This is a genomic window from Methylobacterium sp. C1 (assembly GCF_001854385.1).
In the GTDB taxonomy this organism is placed as follows: Bacteria; Pseudomonadota; Alphaproteobacteria; order Rhizobiales; family Beijerinckiaceae; genus Methylobacterium; species Methylobacterium radiotolerans.
Genome location: NZ_CP017640.1, coordinates 1,670,126 through 1,683,555, shown reverse-complemented (window position 1 = coordinate 1,683,555; position 13,430 = coordinate 1,670,126). Strand labels below are relative to the sequence as shown.

Genomic DNA, 13,430 nt, shown 5'->3' with positions numbered 1-13,430 from the left:
TCTGAACGCCGGGCGGCCCCATCCGTCAGGGAGGTGCCGACGACGTGCGGAGGACGGATGACGGACGCTTCGAGCCCAGCGATGCGCGACCCGGGGGCGCACCCCGCGAGCATCCACGATGAGGGGGCGCCGGTGAGCGCGCCGGTGAGCGCGCCGGTGAGCGCGCAGGCGACCGTGCCGGTGCCCCTCACCCTGGACGGGACCCGGGAGGCGCCGGTCATCCGCCTCGCCGCGCCGGCCGCGCCGGCCGCGGCCGCGGAGGCGATCCTGGCGCGCGCCGAGGCTCTGACCGCCCAGGACACGCAGGTCCTGCGCATCGTCGTCGCGGCCGATCCGGCGACGTCCGGACGGCTGCTCGACCTCGGCGCGGCCCGGCCCGTCGGCGACGGGGTCGAGATCCTGCCGGGTCTCCTCTGGCAATGCGCCGCCCGCTGGCTCCCGAAGGCCCGTCCGCCCTTCCCCGAGCTGTTCACCGCCACGGCCGGCCGCCGCCACCCGCTGCGGCCCGGGACGCCCTCCGGCACGGTCTACGCGCGGACGATCCCCTGGCTCGACCGGCGCCTGAGCTTCCGCACGATGACGGAGCCCGGCGACGTCGCCCTGTTCTCGGCCTGGATGAACGATCCCCGGGTCGCCGCGGTCTGGCAGGAGACCGGCACCCTGGAGGCGCACGCCGCCTACATCGCCGGGCTCCAGGCCGACCCCGCCACCCTGCCGCTGTTCGGCTGCCTCGACGGCAGGCCCTTCGGCTATTTCGAGCTGTACTGGGCGCGGGAGAGCCGGCTCGGGCCGCTCTACGAGTCCGGCCCCTACGACCGCGGCTGGCACGTGGCGATCGGCGACGCGTCCGTGCGCGGGCGGCCCGCCCTCTCGGCCTGGCTGCCGTCGCTGATGCACTACCTGTTCCTCGACGAGCCGCGCACGCAGCGCGTCGTGGGCGAGCCGCGGGCCGATCACGCCCAGCAGATCCGGAACCTCCACGCCTCCGGCTTCGCGACGATCGCCACCGTCGACTTCCCCCACAAGCGCGCGGCCCTGGTCGCCCTGTCGCGCGAGCACTTCGTCCGTGACCGGCTCTGGGTGCCGGGCGCGGCCGCCGCCGACGCGGCGCCGCGGCCCCCCGCCGTGCCGGCCTAGACCGCCCTTCGAGCGAGCGAGATGCGAGCGATGACGGATCACCCCGCGACCGACGACATCATCGGGATCGGCTTCGGCCCGGCCAACCTGTCGCTGGCCATCGCCCTCCGGGACGCGATGGGCGACGGGCCGCCGCGACCGTCCCTGCGGTTCATCGAGCGGCAGGAGCGGTTCGGCTGGCACCGGGCGATGATGCTGCCCGGCGCCGACATGCAGATCAGCTTCGTGAAGGACCTCGTGTCCCTGCGCGACCCGACGAGCCCGTTCAGCTTCCTCAACTACCTGCACGTGAAGGGGCGGCTCAGCACCTTCCTCAACCTCAAGACGTTCAATCCGTCGCGGGTCGAGTACAATGACTACCTCGCCTGGGCGGCGGACCAGTTCTCGGACGTGGTCGCGTACGGCGAGATCGTGGACTCCGTGCGGCCCGAGACCCGCGACGGCCGGCTCGCCGCCTTCGTGGTGGAGGCCCGGGGCGATGCCGGGTCGCGCCGCCTGCGCCGCTGCCGTCACCTCGTCGTCGCGGCGGGCGGCGACCCGGCGATCCCCGCCCCCTTCGCGGCCCACGCGCGGGACCGGCGGCTGATCCACTCCTCCTGGTACCTGCCGGGGATCGCGCAGGCCCTCGGGGCGCCGCGCCTGGACGGGCCGGAGCCCCGCATCCTGGTGGTGGGCGGCGGCCAGAGCGCCGTGGAGATCGTCACCGATCTCGGCGCGCGCTACCCGCGGGCGCTCGTCGATCTCGCGATCCGCGGGCCCGCCCTGAAGCCCGCCGACGACAGCCCCTTCGTGAACGAGATCTTCGACCCGGCCTCCGTCGATCGGATCCACAGCGCCGCGGCGCCGGTGCGGGCGGAGCTGATCGCCGCCCACCGCGCCACCAACTACGCGGTGGTCGATGCCGACCTGATCCAGGACTTCTACGCCACGCTCTACGAGCAGACGGTGAGCGGGGTGACCCGCTACCGGCTGCGGCGCAGCACCCGGGTGGAGGCGCTGGAGCCGGTAGCGGACGGCCTGCGCGCGACCCTGCGCGACGACGTCGACGGCACCACGGAGCGGCAGAGCTACGCGGCCGTGATCTGCGCGACCGGCTACCAGCGCGCCGCCCTGCCGGCGATCCTCGAGCCCGTGCGGCCGTTCCTCGCCGGCGACACCGCGGACCGGCATTACCGCCTGCCGCTGGAGCGCGCCGAGCCCCGGGTGAGCCTGCATCTCCAGGGCTTCAGCGAGCCGACCCACGGGCTGACCGAGACGCTGCTGTCGATCCTGCCCGTGCGGGCCGGCGCCATCGCGCAGACCATCCTCGCCGAGGAGCGGGCCGCCCGCGCGGCGATCCGCTCGGCCGCCTCGATCCCGTGAGGCGGCCGGTCGACCTCGACCAGGACCGGGTCGTCGGCCTGGTCCTCCGGCTGTCCGGGCCGGCGATCCTCGGCATCTCGGCGCACGCGCTGCAGATGCTGGTCAACGCGTGGTTCGTGGCCGATCTCGGCGCCGCCGCGATCGCCACCATCGCCCTGGCGTACCCGGTGACGCTGCTGGTCGCGGCGCTCGGCTACGGGGCCGGGATCGCGGCGGCCTCGCAGGTCTCCCGCGCCCTCGGGTCGGGGGACCGCGACCGGGCCGCGGCCGCCGCCGGCCTGGGCTTCTGGCTGAGCCTGCCGGCGGGGCTCGCCGTCACGGCCGCGATCGTGGCCGACACGCCGTTCTGGCTCCGCCTCCTCGGCGCCGATGCCGCCCTCGCCGCGGAGGCCGCGCCCTACACGGCGCTCGCCACGGTCGGCACGGCCCTGATGCTGGTGATGATCGTCGGCGGCTTCGTCGTGCGCGGCCAGGGCCACGCGCGCCTCAGCGGCGCCGTCATGGTCGGCAGCTTCGGCCTCAACATCCTGCTCGACGCGGTGCTGATCCGGGTCTGCGGCCTCGGCACCGTCGGCGCCGGCTGGGCGGCGATCGGCGCGCAGCTCGCGGGCGCGGCCGCCTACGGCCTGCACTTCGCCCGGGCGCGGGGGGCGGACCGGGTGTCGCTCCGGTGGCCCGGCGGCCGGATCGGGCGCGGGGCCCTCGCCGAGGCCCTGACGCTCGCGCTGCCCGCCACCGGCTCCAGCCTGCTCGCGGCCGTCGCGATGGCGCTGTTCGTGGAGGCGGCCGCGCCCTACGGCGACGCCGCGGTCGCCGCGCAGGGCATCGCCCTGCGCCTGACCCTGGTGGCGGCGCTGCCGCTCCTCGGGACGATGGCGGGCGCCCAGGCGGTGCTCGGCCACGCCGCCGGCGCCGGCCGCCGGGACCGGCTGCACCGCGCCCTCGCCTTCGTGCTCGCCGCCGCCCTCGCCTACGGCCTCGTCGTCGGCGGCCTGATGATCGCCTGCGCCGAGCCCCTCGCGGGCCTGTTCGCGCAGGATCCCGCGACCGCCCGCGCGGGCGCGCGCGCCACCGCGCTCTTCGCCGTCGCCTTCATGCCGGTGGGCCTACAGCTCACGGCCGCGACCCTGTTCCAGGCGATCGGCGCGCCGCGCCGGGCCGCCGCCGTGTCGCTGGCGGCGCAGGGGCTGGCGCTGATCCCGCCGCTCCTGATCCTGCCGCCGCTCCTCGGCTACGCGGGGGTGCTCGCCAGCCGGGTCGCGGCCGAGTTCCTGGCCGACGGGCTCGGCCTGGCGCTGCTGCTGGCCTGGGGCCTGGACGCGCGCCGGGCAGGCGGCGCAGCGCCGGTCGAGGGCCGCGAGGCAGTGCAGGTGGCCGCGGCGCACGAGACCGCACACCAGGGCGCGTGAGACCCCGAGCCGGGCCGCGATCTCGACCTGCGGCACGCCCTCGACCCGGTGGAGCTGGAAGGCCGTGCGCACCGGCTCCGGCAGCTCGGCCACCGCGGCCTCCACCTGCCGCAGGGATTCCCGCGACGCCGCGGCCGCCTCCGGGGTCCCCGTGCCGGGATCGGCCGGGTCCGGGGCGGCGTCGAGATCGGTGAACAGGCGCCGCTCGAAGCCCTGCCGCCGGGCCCGGTCGAGGGCGAGGTTGCGCACCATCCGCCCGATATAGGCGGCCTGGATCACGGTCTCGGCCGGGGGCGGATCGGCGATCAGCCGGAGCAGCACGTCCTGGACCACGTCCTCCGCCTGGGCCGGGCAGCCCAGGATGCGGCGTGCCCGCGCGAGATAGGCGGCGCGATGGCGCTCGAACGCCGCGAGGTTCCAGGATCCGCCGGGCGGCGGCCGGCCGGGCCGGCCCGGCGGGGCCGCGGCGATCCCCTGGCCCGAGAAGCCGGCGTCGCAGTTCCAGGTCGCCACTGTCCCGCTCACGATGTCCCATCGGTACGGCTCATGCGGGTCGGACGGGTATCACGCGGCTGTTCTGTGGAACAACGTCTATCTTTGTTGATTGGAATTATTAAAACTTACCGTCCCGCGAGATTCTCAAGGGAATAGATGGAATGTCTCGCCGATCGCCCCGCCGGAAGACGAAACATCGGTCTGGATCCTGAATTCTACGCCGGGACTTCCCGGAACGAGCCGGCGTGACGCGCCGGATCTCGGCCCGCGCCAGGCTCGGTCGGCGCGTGTATGCTGGCGCTTCCTCGATTCGGGGCGCGGTGCGCGCTGCCGAACCCTTCCCCGCAGGATCGCGGCAGGAGAGCCAGGGCCGCGATGCCGTCCGCCGATACGCTCGTCCCGGTGGGTGCCTTCGCGCTGCTGGTCCTGGCGTTCGCCGTGAAGCACCTCGCGGCGGACTTCTTCCTTCAGACCAACTGGATGGCGCAGGGCAAGCAGCGGTCCTCGGCCTGGCTCGGCCCCCTCTGCGCCCATACCGGCCTGCACGGCCTCGGCACGCTGGCGATCGCGCTCGCGGTGAAGCCGGCCCTGTGGTGGCTGGCGCTCGTCGATTTCGCGATCCACACGGGGATCGACCGCGGCAAGGTGCTGGTCGGCCAGCGGACCCGCCTGCCGACCACCGACGCCCGGTTCTGGTGGCTGATGGGCATCGACCAGTTCCTGCACCACGTCACCCATCTCGGGCTCGCCGTGGTGCTGGCGGCGGCCTGACGCGCGATCGGGACGGCGCGCGCCGCCGGGCGCCTCACTGCATCTCCGCCTCGAGCAGCCGGTTCGTGTCGGAGACCTTGCCGGCCAGTTCCAGGATCAGGAAGCGCTGGAAGGCGAGCGCGAGGTCCGGGCGCTCCCGCTCCATCCGGGCGAGGGCGGCGCGGTCGATGCCGACCACCCGGCAGGGGCTCTCGGCGACGGCGGTGGCGGTGCGCCGCCCGCCCTGGACCAGCGCGATCTCGCCGATCACCGTGCCGGCCGTGGTGGTGCGCAGGCGCAGGTTGCCGCGGCCGGGGACCTCCATCTCGACGGAGACGACGCCCTGCTCCAAGAAGTAGAGGGCGTCGGCCGCCTCCCCCTGGCGCATCAGCGCCGCGCCCGCCGCGAGTTCGCGGACCGTCAGGTAGGGCGCGAAGTCGTCCGGCCCGAACGCGCTGCCCAGCCGGTCGGCCATGTGCCGGGCGAACAGGGCGACCTCCCCCGGGCCGGCGCCGCCGGCCTCGGCCAGGAGCGTGGCCTCGGCGGCGCGCAGGGCCTCGTCCAGCGTGTCGAGGATCCGGACGCGCGGGTCGGCGGTGAGCCCGTTGCGGGTGATCAGCAGCCGCGCCGCCGGATCCACGTGGACCAGCAGCACGTCGAAGCGCCGCTGCTCGGCGAGCTGGCCGACCTTGCGGAACGCGATCAGCGCCGAGCTGTCGAGCCCCACGGTCTCGCGGAAATCCAGGATCAGGACGCGCAGGTCGCCGGCCTCCGCGGCGGCCCGGCGGTGGATCGCCTGCGCGTTGAGGAAGAACAGGTAGCCCTGCAGGGTGTAGATCCGGGTCCGGCCGCCGGCCGCCGCGAGCCGCGCGGCGGCGTCGGGACCGCGGATAACGCTGCTGCGCCGCTCCGCCCCGGAGAGCGACCGGCGGATCGCGCCGATCTGCCCGTACTGAACCCCGAAGATCAGGATCGCCAGCAGGACGCCGACGAGGAAGCCCGTGGTCGCCCCGAAGAACGCGGTGGCGGCGCACACGACCAGCGCGATGGCGATCTCCCACCCCGGCAGGGTCCGGCTGGCGAGGCCGAGGTTGAACAGGAGCCCGATGCCGATGGCGATCAGCGCGCCGCCGGCCAGCGGGCGGGGCAGCAGCGCCAGGGGACTCGCGCCGACGATGAGCAGGGCCGCCATGACCGCGAGGGTCAGCCACCAGCCGAGCCAGTGGCCGCCGCCAATATTGTGCAGCAGCAGCGTCGAGGTCCGGCCGAAGCCCATCGCGGAGCTGCCGAACACGCTGCCGACCAGGTTGGTGGCGCCCGAGGCCACGAACATCCGGTCGATGTCGAGGTCGCGCCGGATCTCCAGCTCGACGCTGACCACGTAGAGGATCTGGATGATGACCGCCACGACGACCAGGGTGGCGATCTTGGGCCAGATCGGCAGGAGCAGGCGCGGATCGAAGGCCATCAGGCTGCCGATGGCGGGCGGGCGCAGCAGCGTGCCCGTCGGCAGCGGCTCGATCAGCCATCCCGAGGCCTGCCCGGCGGCGACGCTGGTGCCCGTCCAGGCCAGCCCGAGATGGACCACCGCGAGGCTCGACAGGATCACCGCGGGGTAGGTCCCCCAGTGCCGGACGATCCGGGGCAGGTAGAAGGCGCAGAACCCGATGGCGAGGGTCAGGGCGATGCGGGCGAGCGCCCCGGCATCGATCCGGCCCGGATCGAGGTTGGCCGGATCGACGGTGCGGAGCAGCGCCGCGACCGGATCGTCGACATGGCCGCCGATCTGCACGCCGCTGCGCAGGAACAGCAGCCCGACGCCGCCGAGGAAGCCGGCGAGCACCGGGTAGGGCAGCAGCTGCACCAGCAGGGAGGCCCGCAGGGTGCCGAGCAGCGCGAAGATCACGCCGGTGGCGAAGGTCGAGACGCCGCAGGCCACGAGGACGAGCTGGCCGACCGTCTCCGGATCGGTGATGCCCGCGGCCTCGAGCTGCCCGGCGACCGCCGCGGCGATCGCCGCCTGCACGATCGCGGCCGCGCCGATGAAGGACAGCGAGATCCGCGCGGTCCGGCGGATGGCGATGAAGACGAGGCTGCCCAGCACGTAGGCCGCGAGCAGCGCCGACAGGCCGGCCGCGCGGCTCTCCGCCAGCGGACCCGAGAAGATGAGCTGGGAGTAGCTGATGAGGTCGAGCAGCAGCACCATCACGGTGACGGCCGCGGCCGCCACGATGCGGGCCCCGCGCAGCATCGCCGCGCGGCCGCCAGCCGGGGATGCGGTCCCGGCGGACGTCAGGTCGGTTGTCGTCATCGGCACGGTACCCGCGTCTCGAAATCCCGACGGGCGCGGAGCTCGCAGATCCCCGGGCAGATCCCGCGCAATCACGCGCGCGGATCATCGCCGAATCGCAGGACCTGACCTTGGCCACGCCAGTTCTCAACCGATGGCAGGTGCCGGCTTAAATTATCGTGCAGGCCGCTCCGGCGCGGCAGCATTGTGGCGATTGCTGCGGTGGATCGCGCCGCGTCGGCCGATCCGCGGCCCCGGCGCGGTGCCGGCGGGCGTCGCCCGTGAAGATCCGGCCTGTCCGATCGCGGCGCGCCCTGCGCCAGGACAGGCGCGGATCTCCCGGGCCCACGCGGGCGGAGCCCGGGATCCGGACACGCGGAAACGCCCGGGTCCCGCGCCGGCGACGGCTCCGGGTTGCCCGCCTTCGGGCTCCCCCGGGACAGGACTTGCCCGCGGCGCCTGGCAAGACGGGGCGGATCAGCGGGCGTGAGCCGGCGCGGCGTCGGCGACGGTGCTGGCGCGACGTGCCGAGCCCGCACGGAGGAGCGGCGCGCGCTGCCGGGGGCTCCCGGGTCGCGGACGCCGGCGGGACGGGCGTTCGGCCCTCAGCGCGCCTCGCTGACGCGCTTGGTCGCCCGCTGCTCCTTCTTGTAGGCGGTGATCGCCGCCGAGCAATTCGGGGAGAGCTTCTTGAGATTGGCCTTGAAGCAGGCCTCGACCTCCGGACCGCCCGGCGCGTAGGCGCTGCAGAAATCCATGTAGTCGCCGGTGCAGTACTGCTTGAGGGCTTCCCGAGCCGGGGATTGCTCCGCAAAGGCCGCGGCGGGGCCGAGGCACAGACCGATGGCCAGGAGGGCCGTCTTGGTCGAAGTCATCGAAATCCTTCGCTCGTCCAGGCCGCGCGAGCGGGTCGCGCGGCGATGGGCGGTGCGGATGGGCGCCAAGGATGGCATGACCGTGACGCCCGGGCTGTCCGAATGCAGATCAGCCATGCCCCGTGCCGGCGGGGCCGCCGGTCAGTGCGCGCCGACGCGGTGGGTCGGCACGAGGTCGTTGGCGATGATCTCGCCGAACGGGCCGTCGTTGCGGGCGTTGCTGGCCGGCCGCCCGGTGGTGGCGCGCAGCGGCAGCTTCGGGAAGACCAGCTCGGCGAACCGGTAGGCTTCCTCCAGGTGCGGGTAGCCCGAGAGGATGAAGCGGTCGATCCCGAGATCGATATACGCCTTCATCCGGTCGGCGACCTGGTCGGCCGAGCCGACCAGCGCCGTCCCGGCGCCGCCGCGGACGAGGCCGACGCCGGCCCAGAGGTTCGGCGCCACCACGAGCTTGTCGCGGCTGCCGCCGTGGAGCGCCATCATGCGGCTCTGGCCGACGGAATCCTGCCGCTTCAGGGTCTCCTGCGCCTTGGCGATGGTGGCGTCGTCGAGCTTCGAGATCAGCTGCTCGGCGGCCTCCCAGGCCGCGGCCTCGGTCTCGCGGGCGATGACGTGCAGGCGGATGCCGTACGAGAAGGTCTTGCCCTTCGCCTCGGCGGCCTGCCGGGCGGCGGCGATCTTCTCCGCGACCTGGGCCGGGGGCTCGCCCCAGGTGAGGTAGACGTCGCAATGCTCGGCCGCGACCGCCATGCCGGCCGCCGACGAGCCGCCGAAGTAGAGCGGCGGATAGGGCTTCTGCACCGGCGGGAAGATCAGCCGGCCGTTCTCGGTGCGCAGGTGATCGCCCTGGAAGGTCACGGTCTCACCCGCGAGCAGGCCGCGCCAGATCGTCAGGAACTCGTCGGTGACGGCGTAGCGCGCGTCGTGGGACAGGAACACGCCGTCGCCGGCGAGTTCCACCGGGTCGCCGCCGGTGACGACGTTGATCAGGAGGCGCCCGTCCGAGATCCGGTCGAGGGTCGCGGTCATGCGGGCCGCCGCGGAGGGCTCCATCAGGCCCGGCCGCACCGCCACGAGGAAACGCAGCTGCTTGGTCAGCGGCGCCAGCGCCGAGGCGACGATCCAGGAATCCTCGCAGGAGCGCCCGGTGGGCAGCAGCACGCCGTAATAGCCGAGCTCGTCCGCCCCCTGCGCGATCTGCCGGAGATAGCTGAGCGAGACGTCCCGGGCCCCCTCCCGCGCACCGAGATAGCGGCCGTCGCCGTGGGTCGGCAGGAACCAGAGGACGTCGGCGCGCCCGTCATTGGCTGCGTGCATCGGAATCTCCTGTGCGGCCCGGTGGCCGGATGCGGAAAAGCCGGACCCGACTGCGCGGATCCGGTGATCGTCGAGAGCTAGGGCGGGCCGCCGCTTCCGGGAAACGGCGGCCCCGCGTTCAGGCGGTCGGCTGCGATCCGAGCAGGTGATCGAGGATGCGGCCCTCGAGGCGGGCGAGGTCCGGATCCCCGCGCCGGCGCGGCCGCGGCACGTCGACCCGCAGGTCGAGGGCGATCCGCCCTTCATCGACGACGAGGATGCGGTCGGCCAGCGCCACCGCCTCGGTGACGTCGTGCGTGACGAGGAGCGCGGTGAACCCCTGCGCCCGCCAGATCCGCTCGATCAGGTCCTGCATGCCGATCCGGGTCAGGGCGTCGAGGGCGCCCAGCGGCTCGTCGAGGGCGAGCAGGCCCGGCCGGCTCACCAGCGCCCGGGCCAGGGCCACGCGCTGGCGCTGGCCGCCCGACAGGGTGGCGGGCCACTGCCCAGCCTTGTCGGCGAGGCCGACCTCGGCGAGCGCGGCGAGCGCCCGCTCCCGGCGCTCGGCCCGGGAGCCGTGGCCGGACAGGCCGACCGCGACGTTGTCGACGACCCGCGCCCAGGGCAGCAGCCGCGGCTCCTGGAACATGATCCGCTTCGGCGGCTCGGACCGGCGCGGGCTGGCGGCCGGCCCCTCGAGGTCGATCCGGCCGCCGGTGGGCGTGTCGAGCCCGAGGATGAGGCGCAGCAGGGTGCTCTTGCCGCAGCCGGAGCGGCCGACCACCGCGGTGAACCCCCCGGCCGGCAGGAACAGGTTCAGGCCCTCGATGACGGCGTTGCCGTCGAAGCTCTTGTGCAGGTCGCGGACGGTGACGGCGATCCCGCGGGCCGGCGGCTCCGCGGGCGCGCGCGCCGGCGCGGCGGCGGCCGCCTGCCGGGGATCGGTGCCGAGGTCGGGAAGCGCCTCGCGGCGGACGGCGTCGAGCAGCATCAGGCGCTCCTGTAGGCGGGGTTCCAGGCGAGGCAGGCGCGCTCGAGCTGGCGGGTCAGGGCGTCGGCGAGCTTGCCGAGGGCGGCGTAGATCAGGATCGCCAGCACGACGACGTCGACCAGCATGAACTCCCGGGCCTGCATGGCCATGTAGCCGAGCCCCGACGAGGCCGAGATCGTCTCGGCGACGATCAGCGTCAGCCACATGATGCCCAGCGCGTAGCGCAGGCCCACGAAGATCGACGGCAGGGCGCCGGGCAGCACCACGCGGCTGAACAGCTCGGTGCGGGACATGCCGTAGACCCGGCCCATCTCCACGAGGCCCGGATCCACCGAGCGGATGCCGTGCAGGGTGTTGGCGTAGATCGGGAAGAACACGCCGAGCGCCACGAGGAACAGCTTGGCCTCCTCGCCGATGCCGAACCACAGGATCACCAGCGGGATCAGCGACAGGTGGGGCACGTTGCGCACCATCTGCACCGAGGTGTCGGTCAGCCGCTCCGACAGGCGCGACAGGCCGTTGGCGAGGCCGAGCGCGAAGCCGATGCCGCCGCCGATCACGAAGCCCGCCAGAGCCCGCAGGGTGCTGACGCCGAGGTTGGTCCAGAGTTCCCCGGTCCGCCCGGCCTCCCAGCCGGCCCGGACCACGTCGAGGGGCGCCGGCATGAAGCGGTTGGAGACGAGCCCGGCCGAGACCGCGGCCTGCCAGCCGAGCAGGATGGCGGCCGGCAGCAGCCAGGGCACCGCGGAGTCGCGCAGGCGATCGAGCTTGGAGGGGCGCATCAGCGGTTCTCCGTCCGCTTCTCGGACTTGACGGCGTCCGCGGGCCCGGGCGCCGTCCAGACCGCGTCGGCGACCCGGACGGGCTTCGGCAGGAGCCCGAGGCCGTGGAAGGCGTCGGCGACCTTCTGCTGGTCGGCGATCGCGGTCGCATCCAGGGGCGCGACGCCGTAGGACAGGCGGCCGAGCGCCACGGCCAGGACCGGCGCGGGGATGCCGACCGAGGGCGCCAGGTCCGCCGCCACGGCGTCGGCATGGCCCGCGGCCCATGCGTCGACCTCCCCGATCGCCTTCAGCACGGCCGAGACGATCGCGGGGCTCGTGTCGGTGAAGCCGCGCCGGGACAGGTAGAACTGGCGGTTCGGGGCGAGCGCGTGCCCGTCGACCCCGCGCCCGTCGACCCCGCGCCCGTCGACCAGGACCCGGGCGCCCGTGGCGCGCTCGGCGGCGGCCTGGAACGGGTCCCAGATCACCCAGGCGTCGACGGAGCCGCGCACGAAGGCGGCGTTGGCGTCGGCCGGTGCCAGGAAGGCGAGTTTCACCGCGTCGTAGGGGACGCCGGCCTGCTCCAGGGCGCGCACCAGCAGGTAATGGACGTTCGAGCCCTTGTTGAGCGCGATGGTCCTGCCGCGCAGCTCGGCGACGCTGCGGATCGGGCTGTCCCTGGGCACGAGGATCGCCTCGCCCCGCGGCGCCGGCGGCTCGGCGGCGACGTAGCGCAGCTCCGGGCTCGCGGCCTGGGCGAAGATCGGCGGCGCTTCGCCCGCCGAGCCGAAGTCGATCGCCCCGGCATTCAGCGCCTCCAGCAGCGGCGGCCCGGACGGGAATTCCGACCACGCCACCGTGGTGCCGAGGGGCTGGAGGGCCCGCTCCAGGGTGCCGCGGCCCTTCAGCAGCACGAGCGACCCGTATTTCTGGTAGCCGATCCGGATGCTGCCGGCCGCGCGGGCCGGCCGCAGCAGCGCGGTCGCCGCGAGGCCGAGCCCGGCGGACAGGAGGAGGCGCCGGTTCGGGGCGGGGCCGCTGGCGGGCGACAGGGACGGCGCGCGGGGCGATCGGTCGGTCATGGCTCTCTGCGGTCGGTCTCAGCCGTTGCGGGCGGGGGGCGTCCAGACCGCGTCGGCGATGCGGATCGGCTTGGGGATCAGTCTCAGCGCGTGGAAGCGGTCGGCGATCCGCTGCTGCTCGGCGGCGACGCGGTCGGTCATGGGACCGATCACGTAGTCGGTCCGATCCACCGCCCGCCGGGTCGCGGCCAGCGGCACGCCCGTGCCCTGCGACAGGAGTTCCGCCACCGCGCCGCGATTCTGCGTGCACCAGGCCGCCACCTCGCCCAGGGCGTCGATCACCGCGGTGAGGACCGGGGCCCGGCTCTCCGCGAAGGGCCGGCTCGCCAGGAAGAAGTTGTTCTGCGGGGTGACGTCGGTGGCCCGCACCAGCACGCGCACGCCCTCCCCCTGCTCGGCGATGGCGAAGTACGGGTCCCAGATCGTCCAGGCGTCGATGCTGCCGCGGGCGAAGGCGGCCGCGGCGTCGGCGGGCGCCAGCGTCACCGGCTCGATGTCGGCGTAGCTCAGGCCGGCCTTCTCCAGGGCCGCGATGGTCAGGTTGTGGGAGCTCGATGCCTTGGCGAAGGCGACGCGCCTGCCCCTGAGCTCGGCGAGGCTGCGGATCTCGGAGCCCTTCGGCAGCAGGATGCCGGCGCCGGAGCCGCCGGCCTCCTGGGCGGCCGCGTAGACGAGGTTGGAGCGCGCGGCCTGGGCGAAGATCGGCGGGGCATCGCCGGTCTGGCCGAGATCGATCCCGTCCAGCGACAGGGCCTCCAGCAGCGGCGGTCCGAAGGAGAACTCGACCCAGCGCACCGCGTATCCGAGAGGCTCCAGACGCTTCTCGATGATCTTCTGCTGCTTGGCGACGACCAGGATGCCGTTCTTCTGGTAGCCGATCCGCAGCACGCCGGGCTCGGCCGCCCGGGCGCCCGGGGCGAGCGCCGGCGCGAGGGGCAGGGCCGCGAGGGCGGCCAGCAGGGCGCGACGGTCGAGCATC

At 74.3% G+C, this 13,430-nt stretch carries 11 protein-coding genes and 1 pseudogene; 4 read left to right on the top strand and 8 right to left on the bottom strand.

Annotated features, from left to right (window positions below; all coding sequences use genetic code 11):
* Positions 1-57: 57 nt before the first annotated feature.
* The 3 genes and pseudogenes from BKE41_RS07900 to BKE41_RS32005 all read left to right on the top strand — a co-directional run.
* Positions 58-1,137: a GNAT family N-acetyltransferase gene (locus BKE41_RS07900; RefSeq protein WP_199825834.1), complete on the top strand. Its 1,080-nt coding sequence runs from the start codon at positions 58-60 to the stop codon at positions 1,135-1,137.
* A gap of 30 nt (positions 1,138-1,167) precedes the next feature.
* The gene (locus BKE41_RS07895) at positions 1,168-2,499 is read left to right on the top strand and encodes a lysine N(6)-hydroxylase/L-ornithine N(5)-oxygenase family protein (RefSeq protein ID WP_070999016.1); all 1,332 of its coding nucleotides are present in this window, start codon (positions 1,168-1,170) and stop codon (positions 2,497-2,499) included.
* A 95-nt stretch (positions 2,500-2,594) separates the two neighbouring features.
* A pseudogene (locus tag BKE41_RS32005) lies at positions 2,595-3,635 on the top strand (MATE family efflux transporter); the annotation flags it as partial.
* Here BKE41_RS32005 and BKE41_RS30125 read toward each other — a convergent pair.
* Complete coding sequence (locus BKE41_RS30125; RefSeq protein ID WP_244413217.1) at positions 3,606-4,433, bottom strand: sigma-70 family RNA polymerase sigma factor; 828 nt, start codon at positions 4,431-4,433, stop codon at positions 3,606-3,608. The pseudogene BKE41_RS32005 and the gene BKE41_RS30125 sit on opposite strands and share 30 nt — an antisense overlap.
* 345 nt (positions 4,434-4,778) lie before the next feature.
* Between BKE41_RS30125 and BKE41_RS07885 the strand changes: the two genes are divergently transcribed.
* Positions 4,779-5,174 (top strand): DUF3307 domain-containing protein, encoded by a 396-nt coding sequence (locus tag BKE41_RS07885; protein ID WP_012318330.1) that lies wholly within the window; start codon positions 4,779-4,781, stop codon positions 5,172-5,174.
* Positions 5,175-5,208: 34 nt separating this feature from the next.
* On the opposite strand, the gene BKE41_RS07880 is transcribed toward BKE41_RS07885, so the two are convergent.
* The 7 genes from BKE41_RS07880 to BKE41_RS07850 all read right to left on the bottom strand — a co-directional run bounded on the left by BKE41_RS07880 (position 5,209) and on the right by BKE41_RS07850 (position 13,429).
* Positions 5,209-7,464, bottom strand: coding sequence for a cyclic nucleotide-binding domain-containing protein (locus tag BKE41_RS07880; RefSeq protein WP_024830600.1), 2,256 nt, complete (start codon positions 7,462-7,464; stop codon positions 5,209-5,211).
* Between the two features lie 584 nt (positions 7,465-8,048).
* The gene (locus tag BKE41_RS07875; protein ID WP_012318328.1) at positions 8,049-8,318 is read right to left on the bottom strand and encodes a hypothetical protein; all 270 of its coding nucleotides are present in this window, start codon (positions 8,316-8,318) and stop codon (positions 8,049-8,051) included.
* A gap of 141 nt (positions 8,319-8,459) precedes the next feature.
* Positions 8,460-9,635: an FMNH2-dependent alkanesulfonate monooxygenase gene (ssuD, locus tag BKE41_RS07870; RefSeq protein WP_012318327.1), complete on the bottom strand. Its 1,176-nt coding sequence runs from the start codon at positions 9,633-9,635 to the stop codon at positions 8,460-8,462.
* 118 nt (positions 9,636-9,753) lie between these two features.
* Complete coding sequence (locus BKE41_RS07865) at positions 9,754-10,605, bottom strand: ATP-binding cassette domain-containing protein (RefSeq protein ID WP_024830602.1); 852 nt, start codon at positions 10,603-10,605, stop codon at positions 9,754-9,756.
* Positions 10,605-11,387 (bottom strand): aliphatic sulfonate ABC transporter permease SsuC, encoded by a 783-nt coding sequence (gene ssuC, locus BKE41_RS07860; protein WP_012318325.1) that lies wholly within the window; start codon positions 11,385-11,387, stop codon positions 10,605-10,607. The genes BKE41_RS07865 and ssuC overlap by 1 nt, the downstream gene beginning before the upstream one ends.
* Entirely contained in the window at positions 11,387-12,451 is a 1,065-nt protein-coding gene (locus BKE41_RS07855) for a sulfonate ABC transporter substrate-binding protein (RefSeq protein ID WP_070999013.1), read from the bottom strand. The genes ssuC and BKE41_RS07855 overlap by 1 nt, the downstream gene beginning before the upstream one ends.
* A gap of 18 nt (positions 12,452-12,469) precedes the next feature.
* Positions 12,470-13,429 carry an aliphatic sulfonate ABC transporter substrate-binding protein gene (locus tag BKE41_RS07850; RefSeq protein WP_012318323.1) on the bottom strand — a complete coding sequence of 320 codons (960 nt, stop codon included), beginning with the start codon at positions 13,427-13,429 and terminating at the stop codon, positions 12,470-12,472.
* Between the last annotated feature and the right edge of the window lies 1 nt (position 13,430).

Excerpts from the sequence above, each read along its gene's own strand:
- BKE41_RS07900 (WP_199825834.1), top strand. The coding sequence starts at position 58 with ATGACGGACGCTTCGAGCCCAGCGATGCGCGACCCGGGGGCGCACCCC.
- BKE41_RS07895 (WP_070999016.1), top strand. The coding sequence starts at position 1,168 with ATGACGGATCACCCCGCGACCGACGACATCATCGGGATCGGCTTCGGC.
- BKE41_RS07885 (WP_012318330.1), top strand. The coding sequence starts at position 4,779 with ATGCCGTCCGCCGATACGCTCGTCCCGGTGGGTGCCTTCGCGCTGCTG.
- BKE41_RS07880 (WP_024830600.1), bottom strand. The coding sequence starts at position 7,464 with ATGACGACAACCGACCTGACGTCCGCCGGGACCGCATCCCCGGCTGGC.
- BKE41_RS07875 (WP_012318328.1), bottom strand. The coding sequence starts at position 8,318 with ATGACTTCGACCAAGACGGCCCTCCTGGCCATCGGTCTGTGCCTCGGC.
- ssuD (WP_012318327.1), bottom strand. The coding sequence starts at position 9,635 with ATGCACGCAGCCAATGACGGGCGCGCCGACGTCCTCTGGTTCCTGCCG.
- BKE41_RS07865 (WP_024830602.1), bottom strand. The coding sequence starts at position 10,605 with ATGCTGCTCGACGCCGTCCGCCGCGAGGCGCTTCCCGACCTCGGCACC.
- ssuC (WP_012318325.1), bottom strand. The coding sequence starts at position 11,387 with ATGCGCCCCTCCAAGCTCGATCGCCTGCGCGACTCCGCGGTGCCCTGG.
- BKE41_RS07855 (WP_070999013.1), bottom strand. The coding sequence starts at position 12,451 with ATGACCGACCGATCGCCCCGCGCGCCGTCCCTGTCGCCCGCCAGCGGC.
- BKE41_RS07850 (WP_012318323.1), bottom strand. The coding sequence starts at position 13,429 with ATGCTCGACCGTCGCGCCCTGCTGGCCGCCCTCGCGGCCCTGCCCCTC.